General features: G+C 34.8%; 12 protein-coding genes and 4 tRNA genes. 3 read left to right on the top strand and 13 right to left on the bottom strand.

Annotated elements, in window-relative coordinates; translation table 11 throughout:
- Positions 1-47: 47 nt before the first annotated feature.
- Positions 48-2537, bottom strand: coding sequence for a class I adenylate cyclase (locus tag GQ596_RS04040; RefSeq protein ID WP_160400399.1), 2490 nt, complete (start codon positions 2535-2537; stop codon positions 48-50).
- A 117-nt stretch (positions 2538-2654) separates the two neighbouring features.
- On the opposite strand from GQ596_RS04040, the gene GQ596_RS04035 reads away from it, so the two are divergent.
- Complete coding sequence (locus GQ596_RS04035; RefSeq protein ID WP_160400398.1) at positions 2655-3266, top strand: CoA pyrophosphatase; 612 nt, start codon at positions 2655-2657, stop codon at positions 3264-3266.
- 352 nt (positions 3267-3618) lie between these two features.
- Complete coding sequence (locus GQ596_RS04030) at positions 3619-4419, top strand: YdgH/BhsA/McbA-like domain containing protein (RefSeq protein WP_160400397.1); 801 nt, start codon at positions 3619-3621, stop codon at positions 4417-4419.
- 275 nt (positions 4420-4694) lie between these two features.
- Here the strand turns inward: GQ596_RS04030 and GQ596_RS04025 are convergent.
- The 6 genes from GQ596_RS04025 to GQ596_RS04000 all read right to left on the bottom strand — a co-directional run bounded on the left by GQ596_RS04025 (position 4695) and on the right by GQ596_RS04000 (position 7076).
- Positions 4695-4769, bottom strand: a tRNA-Gln gene (locus GQ596_RS04025).
- Positions 4770-4950: 181 nt separating this feature from the next.
- A tRNA-Gln gene (locus GQ596_RS04020) sits at positions 4951-5025 on the bottom strand.
- A gap of 23 nt (positions 5026-5048) precedes the next feature.
- Positions 5049-5133: transfer RNA gene (locus tag GQ596_RS04015), tRNA-Leu, on the bottom strand.
- A gap of 37 nt (positions 5134-5170) precedes the next feature.
- Positions 5171-5247 (bottom strand) — tRNA-Met (locus GQ596_RS04010).
- 116 nt (positions 5248-5363) lie between these two features.
- Positions 5364-6461, bottom strand: a complete 1098-nt coding sequence (locus GQ596_RS04005; RefSeq protein ID WP_160400396.1) for a multifunctional CCA addition/repair protein — start codon at positions 6459-6461, stop codon at positions 5364-5366.
- Complete coding sequence (locus GQ596_RS04000; RefSeq protein WP_160400395.1) at positions 6462-7076, bottom strand: TIGR04211 family SH3 domain-containing protein; 615 nt, start codon at positions 7074-7076, stop codon at positions 6462-6464. It abuts the gene before it with no gap.
- Between the two features lie 275 nt (positions 7077-7351).
- Here GQ596_RS04000 and GQ596_RS03995 point away from each other — a divergent pair, with 275 nt between their 5' ends.
- Positions 7352-8119 carry a hypothetical protein gene (locus GQ596_RS03995; RefSeq protein ID WP_160400394.1) on the top strand — a complete coding sequence of 256 codons (768 nt, stop codon included), beginning with the start codon at positions 7352-7354 and terminating at the stop codon, positions 8117-8119.
- Between the two features lie 82 nt (positions 8120-8201).
- Here GQ596_RS03995 and recB read toward each other — a convergent pair whose 3' ends face one another.
- From recB to pnp, 6 genes are all read right to left on the bottom strand, one after another.
- Positions 8202-11678 carry an exodeoxyribonuclease V subunit beta gene (gene recB, locus GQ596_RS03990; protein WP_160400393.1) on the bottom strand — a complete coding sequence of 1159 codons (3477 nt, stop codon included), beginning with the start codon at positions 11676-11678 and terminating at the stop codon, positions 8202-8204.
- Positions 11657-12100, bottom strand: coding sequence for a phosphohistidine phosphatase SixA (gene sixA / locus GQ596_RS03985; protein ID WP_202112417.1), 444 nt, complete (start codon positions 12098-12100; stop codon positions 11657-11659). The genes recB and sixA overlap by 22 nt, the downstream gene beginning before the upstream one ends.
- Before the next feature lie 25 nt (positions 12101-12125).
- Entirely contained in the window at positions 12126-12422 is a 297-nt protein-coding gene (locus tag GQ596_RS03980) for a YfcZ/YiiS family protein (RefSeq protein WP_160400391.1), read from the bottom strand.
- 243 nt (positions 12423-12665) lie between these two features.
- Positions 12666-14432, bottom strand: a complete 1767-nt coding sequence (locus GQ596_RS03975; RefSeq protein ID WP_160400390.1) for a DEAD/DEAH family ATP-dependent RNA helicase — start codon at positions 14430-14432, stop codon at positions 12666-12668.
- 327 nt (positions 14433-14759) lie between these two features.
- Positions 14760-15620, bottom strand: coding sequence for a lipoprotein NlpI (nlpI, locus tag GQ596_RS03970; RefSeq protein ID WP_160400389.1), 861 nt, complete (start codon positions 15618-15620; stop codon positions 14760-14762).
- A 25-nt stretch (positions 15621-15645) separates the two neighbouring features.
- The gene (gene pnp / locus GQ596_RS03965) at positions 15646-17766 is read right to left on the bottom strand and encodes a polyribonucleotide nucleotidyltransferase (protein ID WP_160400388.1); all 2121 of its coding nucleotides are present in this window, start codon (positions 17764-17766) and stop codon (positions 15646-15648) included.
- Positions 17767-17895 lie beyond the last annotated feature (129 nt).

Here is a 17895-nt window from a genome sequence, read left to right as displayed (position 1 = left end):
AAAGTTTTTGGCAGGAATTATAGTTAAATAAGATCATTGTCGATCATTTAATTAAGCGGAATGATCTCTCGATCTCCAGAGTCATTATAAGTGATTTGATAAAATTGTGGTAAATTAAAATTAACGGCACTGCCAGTAGTAAAAGTAAAACGGTCATCAGATAAAACATAAAAATCGTTAATATCTTTTACCATGTTTTCTTTTGATCCATTGCAATTACGGTAAATTTCAACTTGATTATGTTCGTTTAAGATATAAAGATCAAAACCTAAATCAGTATCTTCAAAAAAGAATTGGATGATACCTCGATAAGCAAAACTGTCAATTTCTTTCGGTAGTTCATTAGTTTGATCTAAGATATTTAGCGGTCTGCCTTGTATTTTATTATTTGATACTGCACCATAAAAGTCGATCGCATTTTCAAATTGATGACTAGAAACACCTAATCTTTCAAAAAATAGGTACCAAGAAGATCCCCCTACTCTTAGCGGTTTGACTTGTGTTGAATTATTTTGTGTCGTAGTTAGACGTAAATCAACACATTCATCCATGAGTTTTTTTATTTGCTGTTTGATTTCGTAACTTAGGTGCTCACTATAACAAAAAATGTCAATGGAATTGGGTAGATCGGCATCTTTGTGCATACGATTTAATAATGCTTTTATGGCTTCAAGCACAGACAATGTTCCACTAAAGTGAAGTATGCGAATTTCATTCCACGAATTTCGATAAAGAAGATCAATCGTTCCAACTAAGCTTAGTTCATCTTTACCATAATTAAGTACACTATTGGTAACTTCATCATCTAATTCAATATTAGCAGTTGGATCGTCTTCCAGATTTAAAATGATCGCCAAGTGACGGATTTCACATGGCCCATATAACTGTTCTTCAGTTGCTGCAGGAACATCGATAGGAAAGTAATTTTTTAGATCAGCGATCAATTTATTAATTTTTGCGTTATTACGGTTTTTACCATCCCGATAATAAAATTGGGTAGTATCAGCAATTAAACCGTTAAAATAACACCAACTAACAAGTTTTACTAAATACTTGCTATATTCAAGATATTGATGCCCAATAATTGATTGCAACATGGGTTTTTGATTGTAAACATACCATCCCGCTCGATTAATGCGATCTTCTGCCACATGAATAAACGTCAAGGCATCTTCTTGCAAATTGTCGGATATGTTAAGTTTTAATGTTGTTATTTTTCCCGGTAACACTTCAAAAGCAGCATAGAGTTTACGCGTTAAAATCGCAAGATCTTGAGGACTAATTAATGAGTCTAAATTATTACGACGACCAAAATTGAGTAGGTTCCGATAGCCTGTCATCATAGTGTGTAATAAAATTTCATGCATTTCACGAACTTGCTCTATTTTCCAAGTTTGGCAGGCATCTAATTTAGCAATTTGGTGCTCATTCCATCCCCAATCTTTAACTAAATCGCTCAAAATTTTACGGCGCCAAGATGGTGATTGCATAGAGACAGATAGTTTTTCATTCACTTTTAAATAAAAACAGTTGCGAATTAGTTCAAGTCGTTCATAGTCATTAATTTCTATAAGATAGTTACTGATTCGGTCTAACAGCATGTAGTATGAATCTAGATTCATTCCTTGATGTTTTTTACCTTTTTGAATGAATTCTCTCATCTGGTAAGCAATCGGTTTATTTTCAGGATAGATCCATGAATACGCTTCTAATAATAGAGTTTTAAGTACCGCTTTAAAGGGGGAATCGATACTTTTATAAAGCTGCCATAAACTTGCACCAAAATATTCTTGCGCGGATAAGCTAGTTAGTGGACCAAAATCAATCCAGTCATTTCTCTCAATTAAATTAAGATCTACCATAGCTCTAACGCACTGTTCGTATGTGGGATAAGTGACATTATTTATGGTATAGTTATAAGGCACAGCAAACCACAACAAAAGTTTTCCTGCTAATAAATTTGCAGAGCGATAAAATTCTTCAAGTAATAAAATATGTTGCGCAGAGCCACAATTTTCACCCATTAAACATTCGTGATGTTGTTTAATAAAACGATCGGCATCAACCACAAATAACGTTAACTTGACTTGTAAACTTTCTGCCCATTTTTCGATTAATCGACATTTTTGTTGTAAATTATCTTTTTGCTGATCTGTTAAGTTATTTTCAATACATATCCAAATATCAAGATCAGATTGAACTGATTGCCCAAGAGAGCAAGTACTACCCATCGAATATAAAGCGGAGATCGCTGCTGGTAGTGTTTTTTCGGTTGGCGTTTGGTCTGTAGGTGGAATAAAATTGTATTGGTTTTTCAGTAGTTCATTTGCATCGTCAGATAATTGATAATACGCAATACCAGAAGGTATATGACCTTCTATATATCCGGGTAATTGAGGAGTATGGTAATGAAAAAGTGCCGGAAGTAACAAAAAAACCTGTTGAAATTCAGCTGACATGCCTATAAGCGCACGCTCACGCTTTAAATTGGCAAGATCTTCGAGTTCTTTTTTTAGGTTATTGATATAATATTGCATAGCTTCAATTAGGAAAAACGTGCGTATTAAACTAACGCTTTTATTAAGTTAGCATGTTATTCGTGTAAGGTAAATAGAGCAACAATTTAAATTAAATGCTGGATAAAATTAATTATTATGATCACAATCGAAAGGATAACAAAACAGATTCAAAAATGTACAACTATAAAACGTGTTGATAATAAAGCTGCTGTGCTATTACCGATCGTTCATGTTGATGATCAACTCCAGCTATTGTTTCAAGTCAGATCAAAAAAACTAAAACGACAACCGGGGGATATTTGTTTCCCTGGTGGGCGTGTTGAATTAGCGGATATCAATCCCGAATACACAGCTAAACGCGAAACCGTTGAAGAATTAGGCCTCCCCCTTAATCAAATTAAAATTTTAGGGCAATTACCTAAATTTATTGCCACGTTGGGTATGATGATTTATCCATTCGTAGGTACAATAAATTCACTAGATGATTTGCAACTAAACCATGATGAAGTTGAACAAATTTTTACTGTTCCTATTGCATGGTTTATTGACAACCCACCACAACGTGCAACGATGTTTATTGGACATAAACCTGCCGATGACTTTCCTTTTGATATTATTGTCAACCGTTCAGCCAATTGGCAAAAAAGATCTGAACATTCGGTCTATTTTTATCAGTATCAAGATTGGGTTATTTGGGGTTTAACCGCACAATTGATTAATTTATTTATTGAAAATATTTGTGAATAACTGTCATCAATAAAATACTGTTAAAAAAATAGCAAACAAAATCAGTGCTGAATTAACGCCATTTTTAGCAATTAATTTCATTTTAAGCAAATAATGCTAGGCGATTTGCTGTTTCATTAAAAGAGCTTGAGGATTTTTCATAAACATCTTATAACAGTAGCTAGTTGTTTTACTATCTGTTCCTACTAAAACAACTATATCTTAATGCTTTTAACAAGTAGACAAGGATAAAACACTCAGGAGCTTCATAAATTCGAATACTCTCTAAGCGACATCATTAATACATCTGCAAATTAAATAAGCGTTAAACAGTGATTTTCTATTTTAATAATTCAAATTGAAGGGCTATATCATGAAACGTTTTACTAAATCTTCTATTGCTTTAGCTGTATTATTATCTTTACCTATTGCTAATCTTTATGCTGCTCAACCATTAACATCTAAAGAAAGCCGCCATTTAATACCATTGAAAGAAATTTCAGTAACAGGAAATTATCTACAAGCTGATAATGCTGCAGATGATATTTCGCGTGCAGCTGATGAAGCCGGTGCTCAATATTATTATATTACAGCAATGGAAACTCCAGCTAGTGGAACTTCTTCAGATCGTGCTATTGTTTACGCTAATATTTACAAATCTAATGCTCAAATAGCTGTCGAGCAAAATCCAACCACTTATAATGGCGTTGTTTCCTATAACCGCTCAAAAGCCCTTTACTATGTACCATTTGAAGTCGTTAAATTTAAAGGTAATTACAACAACACTTCCGAAATTACTGAAGCGGCAAGTAAATTAGCCGCTGAAAAAAATGCCTATGCGTTTTATATCGATTCTATTTCATCAGTCGGTAGTCAAGACCAAGCCCAAGACATTGATGTTTCATTATATAAACAAGATGCACCTGTGAGGGATTACATCGTTACAACCGCAATACAAGGTCAAGATGCTTACGAAATCAGTAGCGAGGCATTTAAACGCATGACACCATACGATACTATTAGCTTCCATGGTGTCTTTAACGATACTTCTGAAATCAGCGAAGCAGCACAAAAACATGCTGTTGCTAATGGTGCACATTTTTATTATGTAAAAGAAGTATCAAACAACCCAGCAAGTACAGCGCAAACTGTTTTTATCAATTTATATAAATAATAAATAAACTTGTTCTTTACTAAAATCAACCCATGTAGCAATTCACTTTCCTACATGGGTTTTTATTTTAAAAAGCGGTCAGGAAAGTTATTGATTTTATTAGATTTTTATTTTTGATTAAAATCAAAGAGTTACTAACAATTAAGTAAGCAAAAGCACACCAAAATTCTATTCAGCAATAACAAATCAGCATTTCCGTTCAATTAAAATGATATTTAGATAAGCAACGGCCACTAAAAAAACATTTATGTGTGCATATGTTTAGTGTGAATAGTTGGCTGGGGTACCAGGATTCGAACCTGGGCATGGCGGGATCAAAACCCGCTGCCTTACCGCTTGGCTATACCCCAATTGAAGGAGGTGATATCTGGTACGAGTAGTGGGATTTGAACTCGCACACCTTCCGGAACTAGAATCTGAACCTAGTGCGTCTACCCATTCCTCTATACCCGTTTAGGATAATCGAAAAAATAAATTGCAAAAGCAATAGTAGACTGAATAATCAGATATCAAAAAATTAAGCAGTTGGAATGGCTGGGGTACCAGGATTCGAACCTGGGCGTGGCGGGATCAAAACCCGCTGCCTTACCGCTTGGCTATACCCCAATAAAGAAGACACTAAAATTAAATGGTGCGGGTGGAGAGACTTGAACTCACACACCTTGCGGCGCCAGAACCTAAATCTGGTGCGTCTACCAATTTCGCCACACCCGCACTGAATACTTCCGGTAAAAGTACTACCTAATCTTAATGGTGGCTACGACGGGATTCGAACCTGTGACCCCATCATTATGAGTGATGTGCTCTAACCAACTGAGCTACGTAGCCATTCATTCGCAACGTCATAACCAACACTGCGAGGCGCATTATGCTTGTATTACGCAAAATCGTCAACCCTTTTTTTTAGATATTTTGAAAAAAATTGACGACTGATTAAGATGCAATCAAATCCAGTTTAATAACGCTTCAATTCGCCTTTTTTGTAGTTCAAAATGAATTTGCTTTCCTGTGTAACCTTCCACAATAATGTGTTGTACATTGACATTATTGGCAATCTTATAAGCTTCTTTTAGGTAATTTGCTTGTACAAATTCAGGCGTTTTGGCAAACGATTGACTTGCTGTAATGAGTTGCTCAAGGTGTGAAGGGTTACGCCAAACATCGATACTATTTAGTAAAGACACAATTTGCTCAGCGGTAAGCATGTGTATATGCTCAAAATCATGACGATATTGCTGAACCATAACGGCAATTTTAGTGTAATTATTAGGTGCTTTGATTTTTTTACATAGGGCTTCAACCACTGGCTTGCTAGGTAACTGAGCACACAACACGGCAAATCGGATGGTTAAATCATCAGTTAATAAAGCAGATTGTTTTAGTGCATCAACTATATTGGTTGATAACTCTAATGAGGGAAAGAGTAATGTCAACGCACCGCATTGTTCAAGCACTTGAAAGTAGATTTGTGGATTTTTTGCTGATAATGCTTTTTCAGTTTCCTTCCATACACGTTCGGCAGTTAGATAGCTAATTTCACCCGCTATTACCATTTGTTTCATTAGCGCTAAGGTTTGTGGTGCTACCTTAAAACCAAGCTGATAAAAACGTGCTGCAAAGCGAGCGACACGCAAAATACGCAATGGATCTTCACGAAAAGCAGGTGATACATGGCGTAAAATCTTATGTTTAATATCATCCACACCATGATAAGGATCGACAATATTGCCATTTTCATCCATGGCAATAGCGTTAATGGTTAAATCCCGACGAATGAGGTCTTGTTCTAATGTAATTTCTTTACCAAAATCACAAATAAATCCAGTATAGCCTTTACCTGATTTGCGCTCAGTTCGAGCTAATGCGTATTCTTCTTTTGTTATAGGATGCAAAAACACGGGGAAGTCTTTACCTACTTGTTGATACCCTAAAGCCAAAAGTTCTTCAGGCGTAGCACCAACAACAACCCAGTCATGGTCAGAAACGGGCAGATGTAACAATCTATCACGTACACTTCCGCCTACAAGATAGATTTTTCTCATCTATCGCATCCAACGGTCTTTTTTGCGTCGGCTAGGTATAATACTTGGTAATATCAATCCTAAAATAAGTCCTCCTCCTGCAACAAGTCCGCCATAGGTAAACCAAGTTACAATAAGATCACGGCGTTTATCGTCCACTTGATTTAACATCGATTCAATTTGTGAGTTCTGCTCTTTAACTTGTTGTTCTAAAACTGCATTTTTATTTTGCAGTGTTGCTATTGATTCTTCTGCTAGTTTTAGTTTTTGAACATAGTCGCTCACCAATTTTTGTTGATTTGCTTCAGCGTTATCTACTTTGTCTTGATATTCGGCAAGTTTCGCTTCTAATGATGGAAAGCGTTCTTTATAACTTGGTTGTTCATTGAGTTTATTCGTTTCAATCCAAGCTGTACTGCCATTATTAAGTTGAATTCGGGTATATTTGCCATCGGCACTTTTTTCAAGCTCAACAACTTTTGCTCCTGCTTTAACAGCATTAGAAAACGCATATTGCGAACCTGGTCCTCGACGCAAATAAATATCAACATTATCAGTCACATATTTGTCTACAGCATACGTATCAAAAGCCATCACAAAAAATGAAAGCATCGCAATAATATTTTGTTTTTTCATTAAATTTCCAAAAAAAGCTTATAAATAGGTACATAATAACATAAATAAACAGCAATTCGCATAATCATTTTATAACAAACCGTTTTTAAAGTTTAAAATAGAATTGTTTGTAAAAAACTGATAAACACCAGTCGTTTATAATAAGTTGTCTATGAAATTATTACGAAAGGCACAATCATCTAAATTTATTCCAAAGAATTTAATTTTCCCCAAATAATACAAATTTTGGCTAATATATGTGATTAGTTATATGATTAATTTAGTAAGGAATAGAAATGAAGCATTTTATCTCATATTGTTATTTAATTTTATCTATTTTCCTTTGTAGTTGCGACTCAGCAGAAAAGCCTTTTAATCGTTTGAATGAAGAACCTTCTATAGCGCCATACTCGCGCTATATAAAAAAACAAGTATTTAAAACAGAAGCTAATGGCGAATTGGAAAGTGTTGCAAATTATCAATACACAAAATCAGGAAATATATTATCAAGTCATGTCAAATACACTAACTCAAATGTGCTTGAAACCAGTTTTGAATTCGATTATAAAAGCAAAAAATTCAATCATTACAATCAATTATATAAAATCAATATCACTGGAGGAAACTTTGTTTTAGATAATAATAATGATTTTATTAAATTATCTGGAGTTAACGATGGTACTATTTTCAATAATAATTTTGAATACAGCCGAACAAATACTTTTAAAGATGGTAAAATTATTCTTTCTGTTATTGAAGTTGGCGAATTAAAAACTGAAATTAAAATGCACTGGCAAAATTTTCAGCTAGTAAAATTGGAAAAACAAATTTTTAAAAATAACAAACTAAAAATTTATACCCAATTTAATTATTCATACAACTCAAAAAAACAATTAACAAAATTAGAAAGCTATTTAATTTTTCCGGATAAAAAAATTGTTAGCTCAGAAACAAGTTTTTCTCAATATAATAAATACGGTGATTGGACTAAGGCCATCACATGCAGAAAAAACCAAAATTCTTCTGGAAATATAATAACTACAAGAGACATTGAATATTGGTAATTGAAAAAAATAAGGCACTATTTGTTTGTACCTTATTTTTAGTTATTTCATCATGCTTTTTTACATAATAATTTTTTAAAATTTATAGCTCATTTGGCACTTTCCCTTCAAATAACTTGTCAAGATCTTCGATAAATGCTTGTTCTGGTAAATGGTAAAAGACGCCGTGCTCGGGCATGCCACGCAAAAAGAGATAATAAACGCCACCAAAATGAGTTTGATATTGGTAATTTGCTAAACGGCTTTTTAAAAAACGATGTAATGCCAAACAATAAAGTTGATACTGCAAATCATAGCGGTGCTCACACATTACTTTTTCTAGTGATTTTTGGCTATAAGAATCAACGCTATCACCTAACCAATTTGATTTATAATCGACTACATAATATTTACCTTCAAATTCAAAAACCAAATCAATAAATCCTTTTAACATGCCTTGTACGGACTCAAAATCTAACTCAGGGCATAATTTTGATAAGCGATCATATTGTTTACATAAGCTATCTAATTGTTGGCTAGTAACGGTACTTCGTATCGGGAGGTAAAATTGTAATTCGTTAATGCACTGCCTTTTTAATACTTGTGATAACATTAAATTCGGTTCTTGTAATTGTGTTAAAAGTATTCGTTGCATCCATTTTGTTATTACCTCATTCCATACCGAATCTAAATTGAGTTTTTTTATCATTTTGTCAGATAGTTCATCAAGGCTATCTGAGGTGATATTTTCCATCATGCTATGCATTAATGTGCCAACATATGCACCTTTAGGAAAATGGTGAATATCATATAGTAAATCGTTTGCTTGCACGGTATCAGATTCAAGTGTAGCCTCATCCCAATCATTGATAACATCAGAGTTATAATCCAATACACTATGATTATGTTTTTGTAATTCAGTATAGCTTGTAACTCGCCAGCTATTTGAGATCTTACGGGTAAATACGTTAGCCGATAATAATTGGTTTGGTAAAATTGGAGGATCATATTGTTTGCTTTCTATTGGCAATTGTATATCAACTAAATGAGCCATATTGGCAATTGATCTTAATTCACCTTTTAATAAATAACTTATAGCAGATCGGTTTTTTTTCAAAGGAGCAAGCCCTATACTACAATGATAAACCGAACGAGTCATTGCAACATATAATAGTCGTAAATCTTCAGCAAGGCGTTCATCTTCTATTTGTTGCTTAATTTCATCAGTCAATAACCATGCATAGGTTGGTTGATAATCATTGTTCTTATCATGGTAAAATTGACTGTCAGACTCACGATACATCGAAATAAAGGGTAACCAAACAACAGGAAACTCCAATCCTTTGGATTTATGAATAGTGATAATTTTGACAAGATTTTCATCACTTTCAAGGCGTTGCTGATGGTTTTCTAAATTAGGATCTGGACTAACGATTTGTTTTGTTAGCCAACGAATTAAAGCATGTGGGCTGTCTAATTCATCAGAAGCGTCTTGGAGTAATTCCCCCAAATGCATTAAGTTGGTTAATATTCGCTCTCCATCTTGTCGGACTAATATATTTTCAGCTAAGTGACGTTTTTTCATCATTCGGCGTAGCATCACTAATACACCATAGTATTGCCAAATTGCTTGGTATTGTTTGAATTCTTCGACTAAGCTTTCCCACTTATCTTGATCATCGCTGATTTGTTCAAGCTCGGTCATTGTTTGCCCCAATAGCGAGGTCATTAACGCTAATCTTAGTGTTGTTTCGTTTTCAGGCATTAAAACCGCTTGTAATAAGTTCAATACATCTTTTGCCTCAATAGAAGAAAAAACGCTACTATTATTTGATAAATAAACACTTTTAACGCCACAATCTGCCAATTTTTGTTGGATAATTTCAGCTTCCCGCCCTGTACGTACTAAAATTGCAATATCAGCAGTAGTTACTGGGCGTTGTTCACTTTCGTTATCAATGAATAGTGAAGAGTTAGATAACAAAGTCACAATTTGGCTAGCACAATAACGTGCTATGCATTCTTGATAGTCAGCATTCGTGGTAATATCATCTGGCAATAAATAAGCAGTTAATGCAGCAATTTTTTGGTTATTAACTTGTAGAAATTTTTGCTGATTTCGCTTTGCCGCATCCATAGGCAAAAAAGGAATATCATTGAATATAAATGGATTATCATTATTGGCAAATAATTGGTTAACCGATTTGACCATCGAAGCAGATGAACGATGGTTCACATCCATAGTGAAATAATTTTCACCAGTCGATTGTTTAGCTTTTAAATAAGTGAATATATCGGCACCTCGAAAACTATAAATTGCTTGTTTTGGATCACCAATAAATAATAGCCCCCGATCTAACTTTTGCTTGTCATAAATACGGTCAAAAATTTGATACTGAGCAGGATCGGTATCTTGAAATTCGTCAATCAAAGCAACACGATATTTTGAAGCTATACTTTGTGCTAATCGTTCACCTGTTTTTGCTTGTAATGCACGATTGAGTTGCCAAATAAGATCATCAAAACTCATTTCGCCATGTTTGATTTTTTCATTGTAGAGCCCTTGTTGAATTGCCCCAACAATATCCATTAAGATTTGACTACGTAAATTAAATGGCTGTTGATATAAGTTATCAATTTGTTCAAAAACAAAATGATATGGTGCAACCTTTCCTTCTTTTGTTTTTTCAATTAAAACCGATTGCTTAAACTTTTCAAGCTCGATTGGTAATTCAAACGTTAATGTTGGCTTGTTAGCCCATGTAGAGACTTTATTTATCCAAGTGGGCAAGTTTCGACTACTGTAAGATTGTTTATTGACACCTGATTCGGTAATGATTTTAACTAATTCATCAGTCGATGCTAGCCAAGACTGTTTAATATCTTCAATCTTTTTATAATTTTGTTGGTAAAATGACTTAATTGTTGTACTGATATCAGAATTTATTTTGTTATTATCATCAAGATTCAGACTTAAATATGGTTTAATATCTTTCAATAATGCGATTGGATCTCGCCATGTGCTAAGTACTAAATAAGCCAGAGGTTTATCTAATGGGGTAAAATAGTGCCGCCAAAAGTCTTGAGCTACTCGTAATTTTAGTTGATATTCGTCCGAGATTAGCCTTTGTTCAAATAAAACACCTGATTCAAATGCATGGCTAGTCAGTATTCGCTGACAAAAACTATGTATAGTATAAATTGCTGCATCATCCATTGATTGTTGAGCAACAGTAAGCTGTTGCACAGCCCACTTGCGATCAACAATTAATTCAATGAGTTTTTGATAAATAGGATCTTTATGCTGTCCTTGTAGTAGTCCTATTCGTAATTCTTGTATGTTTTTTCTTATCCGTGAACGTAGTTCTTGCGTTGCGGCTTTAGTAAAGGTAACCACAAGAATTTCTTTAACTTCTAAAGGCCTTGGATAGCTATTTTGACCAATACCAAGTAATAACCTTAAGTAAATGAAGGCCAGCGAATAAGTTTTACCTGTTCCTGCCGATGCTTCAATTAAAGTTCGACCTGTTAAAGGCAAATCAAAAAGGTTTAGTTTTTTTACTCCACTTGATGAAACCATTCAAACTTTCCTGCAGAGTTGTGCGATAAATTAATACAAGCAATTGCAGCAGTAGGAAACATAGGAGGAGAAACTTGCGGACACAGTTCATTAACTAAATAGCCCACTAATGGCAAATGTGATACCACAATCACATTTTCAACACCATCATTTAACAACATCGTTAACATATCGACAATAGAAGATGGGCTACCACTTGGCACTAAACATGAATTAGTTTCAACTTTTGCAACACTAACGTGTGATGATAATTCGGTTAATGTTTGTTGAGCACGTATATAAGGGCTTACTAAACCAAAATCAAATCGACAATTTTGCTGTTTAAGCCATATTCCTGCTTGATTTGACTGTTGAATACCATAATGCGTTAACGTGCGACTTGAATCCGATGAAGCAGAAAAGCTAGCTTCACCGTGTCTCATAATACAAACTTTCATCAGTATTTAATTAGCGTAATTTTAATTGAAAAATCATGCATTCAGCACCACAACAAAAAGTAAAATTAACATTTAGCTTAAAAGCATTGTCTACTTTTTCAATTCTGCTTGTAATTTCACATGGTTCAGTTGCAACATCTTCAGCTGCTTTAGTCAATAAGGCTAATTTACTTTGCGCTTCTTGTTCTGTAGCAAAAATATGTTCATATTCCGCGCTACAATCTTCATTATCAATTATTGTACCAACATCCACACAACAACATGCTGCGGTTTCATTTGCTTTACATTTGTTTAAAGAATCTGTCATGCTATACCTCGGTTTACCAGTTAATATTTTCAACAGTATACTCTCAATCATAACTGAGGGCAAAATGCTAACACTTTTTATTTCAGTTAATATAATGATGAGATAAAACTTTTAATTCTGAATAGATATAACTTAGATAAAAAATTTTTATATTGCTGATTATATAATGCTATTAAATAAAATTAGTAATAATATATAAGAAATGAATAAAAACCTTTGCCATTAGGGCAAAGGTTAATCAAATTAGAATTTAGGAGCAGAAGGACGACCGCGTTTTTTAGCAAATTCTTTATCTGATGAATCAGATTTACCGCCTTTACGGCCTCGTTTTGCTTCAGATTTTGTACCACTAACAAGGCTCATTTTCATTGGTTGATTAAGCACTCTTACTTTTTCAAAATGTTTCAATATGTCTTTTGGCATCCCTTTAGGCAATTCAACAGTAGAATAAGTTTCATAAAGCTTAATATTACCAATATAACGACTACTAATATCTGCTTCATTAGCAATAGCACCAACAATATGGCGAACTTCCACACCGTTTTCTTTACCTATTTCGATACGATACATATCCATATCACCTACATCGCGACGTTCACGACGTTTTGGCATTTCGCGGTTATCGCCTCGCAGGCGTCGTTCACCTCGACGATCGTCACGATCACGTATATCTCTTGATGGCTTAAAGACAGGATCGGGAGGAAGTATAAGTGGGCGTTCACCTTGAGCTAATTTTAATAATGCCGTTGCTAGCGTTTCCATGTCAGTACCACTGCCATTGTGTATTTGTGATAACAAGGTTTGGTATTGATCTAAATCACTACTTTCTAATTGCTTTTGAACTTGCTGAGTAAACTTAGCTAAACGGCGTTTTTCAAGTAATTCTTTTGACGGCAATCCGACTTCTGGAATTGGTTTTTTAATAGTATGTTCGATGTTTTTAAGCAAACGACGTTCACGACTATCAACAAATAAAATAGCACGACCAGCACGACCAGCTCGACCTGTACGACCAATACGGTGAACATAAGATTCAGAATCCAATGTAATGTCATAGTTAATTACTAAGCTAATACGTTCAACATCTAAACCTCGAGCAGCAACATCTGTTGCAATTAAAATATCTAAACGACCATTACGTAAGCGATCTAATGTTTGTTCACGCAACTGTTGTGTCATATCTCCATTTAATGCAGCACAACTATAGCCATGTTTTTCAAGCACTTCTGCCACATCTAAAGTAGCTGATTTTGTTCGAACAAAAATAATAGCAGCATCAAAATCTTCTGCTTCTAAAAAGCGAACAATCGCTTCGTTTTTACGCATACCACGAACAAGCCAATAACTTTGGTCAATATCAGGTGCTGTTTGATTGGTACCTTTAATTTGAACTTCTTTGGGATTATGCATAAACCGTTTAGTAATACGACGAATAGGAGCAGGCATCGTTGCCGAAAATAACGCTGTTTGGTGATTTTCAGGAATGGTTGCCATGATGCTTTCAACATCATCAATAAAGCCCATTCTTAGCATTTCATCGGCCTCATCAAGAACTAAACCTTTAAGACTTGAAAGATCTAATGTTTTGCGATTAAGATGATCTAATAAACGACCAGGTGTACCAACGACAATCTGTGGACCTTGTTTTAACGCACGTAATTGAACGTCATAGCGTTGACCACCATATAGAGCAAGTACTTTTATCCCTTTCATATATTTTGAATATTCAGAGCAAGCATCTGCAACTTGTATAGCCAATTCACGCGTTGGTGCTAGGACTAAAAGTTGTGGGGCTTTTAAATTTGCATCAATATTCATTAAAAAAGGAATTGAGAATGCAGCAGTTTTTCCACTACCTGTCTGTGCCATTCCCAATACATCGTTACCCTCTAATAATAAAGGAATACACTCAGATTGGATTGGTGATGGTTTGCTAAAACCAAGATCATTTAATGCGTTAAGGATATCCTCGGATAAACCAAGGTCAATAAAAGAAACTTCTGTTGTCATGTAAACTCGCTTATAAATTTTGAATATATAAACTTGTTTATTTAGTTAACAAAAAAATTGATGGTTATTAACTAACACTCAATTTTGTATTTCTTATTTTTGTTAAACCAAATAAAAAAGCAGATATAAATTTATGCCAGCTCACTAAATTGAAAATTTACAACTCACCCCAATAACTAACTGCCAATATCAACTCAACAAGTATTCAATATACATAATAAATAAACTTAAAGTTAATTACATTATTCAATGTTGAGAATATATTATTTGGCAAATCAGAACTCCGCTATAACAATATTTTCACTTTTAAAACTGGCATGACCCATGTTACTTTTCTTTTTCTTCAAGTAACTTTATTTCATAGAGTGCCTGTTGATGTTCAACATAGTTATAAATATTATTGGCTAAAGCATATTTAAATAACATTTTGGCACGTTCGTTATCACCTTTACTTTGATAATATTTACCTAAGTAAAAGTAGGCTTCACAAAGGCGTTCAGCTAATTGACGATTATTCTCGACACCTTGTTGAAGGTTCAGCATTAATTTAGACTCACTTATTTTGCCTAAATAGAATGCAATAATATTGCCACTATAAATCGTTTTATCATTAATCAGATCATAACGTTTTTGTAGCTCATTTTGGGCAACTTTATCATTAGTTTCCTTTTCAATCAGATAAAGCCATAAAATTCTGATGGGTTCATTCACATCATATTGATAAAACTGTAATGCATCACGCTTTGCTGCTTGATAATGCCCTGTACGATATAACGTAATGGCACGATTTAAGTAAGCATAAGCATAAGATGGATCAAGCTCTAATGCAGTATTAAACGACGTTAAAGCTTCGTCAAAGTTACCATCTCTTAACGCATAAGTACCAAGAAAATTATAAATATCAGGAATTTCAGGGTTAAAACCTAACAAATACGAAAAATCACTTTGTGCAAAAGCTTTAAACCCCAATGAATCATAAACAATACCACGTTCAAATATGAGCTGCATCCGCGTTACAGTATCAAGATCTTTTTGTGATAATTGCTGGCTGAGCTGAGCAATTTTCAACTCATCATCATATGAAACTTGCTCAGGAACAGCCAATAAATACTGAGAATTAGAACAACCTGACAACAGAGCAACAGTTAGCAAAAAGCAGCATACAGTTCTCAGGTTGAATAATTTCATTTTTATCCCCTAGTGAATAATATTTTTATTCTGCGTTTGGTTCTGTTTCTAATGCCGATGTTGACTCAACAGCATCTTTCATACTCAAACGAATTCTACCTTGGCGGTCAATTTCGAGTACTTTAACATTCACTTCTTGGCCTACTTTTAGATAATCAGCCACTTTCTCAACTCGATGATCCGCAATTTGAGACACATGAACAAGTCCTTCTTTACCACCAATAACCGATACAAAAGCACCAAAATCAACGATTCTTGTTACTTTACCTGTATAAATTTTACCAATTTCGACGTCAGCAACTAAGTTAGTAATACGTGCCATAGCATCTTTAGCTTTATTACCATCCGAGGCTGCAATCTTAACGGTACCATCATCAGTAATTTCAATGGTTGTCCCTGTTTCTTCGGTTAAAGCCCGAATTGTTGCGCCACCTTTACCTATAATATCGCGAATTTTGTCAGGATTTACATTCATTGTATAAATACGTGGTGCAAATTCTGAAATCTCTTGGCGAGGCTTATTAATTGCTTGTTCCATTACACCTAAAATGTGTAAACGTGCCCCTTTTGCTTGGTTAAGTGCTACTTGCATAATTTCTTTAGTGATACCTTCAATTTTGATATCCATTTGTAATGCACTAACACCTTCACGCGTACCGGCCACTTTAAAGTCCATATCACCGAGGTGATCTTCGTCACCAAGAATATCAGATAGTACTACAAACTGATCACCTTCTTTTACCAGTCCCATTGCAATACCTGCAACCGATGATTTAATTGGCACACCGGCATCCATAAGCGCAAGTGAAGCACCGCATACAGAAGCCATTGAAGATGAACCATTTGACTCGGTAATTTCAGATACTACTCGAACTGTATATGGGAACTCTTCACGGCTAGGCATTACTGCTGCAACACCACGTTTAGCTAAGCGACCATGACCAATTTCACGACGTTTTGGTGAACCAACCATACCTGTTTCGCCAACAGAATATGGAGGAAAGTTGTAATGAAGTAAAAAACGCTCAGTGTATTCACCTGTTAACTCATCGATGATTTGTGCGTCTCGTTCTGTACCTAATGTCGCTGTAACTAGTGCTTGAGTTTCACCTCGCGTAAACAATGCACTACCATGTGTTCTTGGTAAAACATTAGTGCGAATATCAAGTGCTCGAATCATATCTTTTTCACGACCATCAATTCGTGGTTCACCGGCAATAACACGCTGACGAACGATTTGGCTTTCTAAATCAACGATAATATTAATAATTTCGTTTTCATCAAGCTCTTCGTTTTGTTCTTTTAATACGGTTAATACATCTTCTTTGATTAAATCAATTTGAGCATAGCGAGCTTGTTTTTCAGTAATGCGATAAGCTTCACCTAGTCGATCTTTAGCTAGTTCTACAATAGCATTGTATAATGTTTCGTTTTTAGCTGGTGCTACCCAATCCCATTTTTCACAATTAGCTTTTTCTACAAATTCATTGATGTTATCAATAACAACTTGTTGTTGTTCATGACCAAATACTACTGCGGCCAACATTTGATCTTCAGTAAGTAAATCAGCTTCAGATTCCACCATTAATACTGCACTTTTAGTTCCAGCAACGACTAAATCTAAACGGCTCGTTGCTAGCTCTTTAACTGATGGATTTAGTACAAATTCATCATTAATAAAACCAACACGTGCAGCACCGATAGGCCCATGGAATGGCACACCCGATAAACAAAGTGCAGCAGAAGCACCAATCATTGCGACTAAGTCAGGGCTAACTTCAGGATTAACAGAAACAACAGTTGCAATAATTTGGATTTCATTAACAAATCCTTCTGGGAACAATGGACGAAGAGGACGATCAATTAGACGTGCTATTAAAGTTTCGCCTTCGCTTGGGCGCCCCTCACGCTTAAAAAAACCTCCAGGAATACGACCTGCAGCATAGGTACGTTCTTGGTAGTTAACCGTTAATGGGAAGAAGTCTTGACCTTCTTTTACTTTTTTATTAGCAACGACCGTGACAAACACAGCAGTATCGTCCATATTAACCATAACAGCGGCTGTTGCTTGACGAGCCATAATACCAGTTTCTAAAGTCACGGTATGACGACCATATTGAAATTTTTGACATGTCGGATTAAACAAAATAATGTCCTCTTGTTATTTGTTATGTTGAAGTTTGATATTTCGACAGGACGCAGCATTACGCTACGCTTATTGATACTCTCTTCAACCATGTGGGGATATATACAACAAAAAGATTATTTCACTGTC

This window comes from Gilliamella sp. Pra-s60, from assembly GCF_009795755.1.
Classification (GTDB): Bacteria; Pseudomonadota; Gammaproteobacteria; order Enterobacterales; family Orbaceae; genus Gilliamella.
The sequence above is the reverse complement of the archived record's forward strand: the minus strand, read 5'-3'. Positions and strand labels throughout refer to the sequence as shown.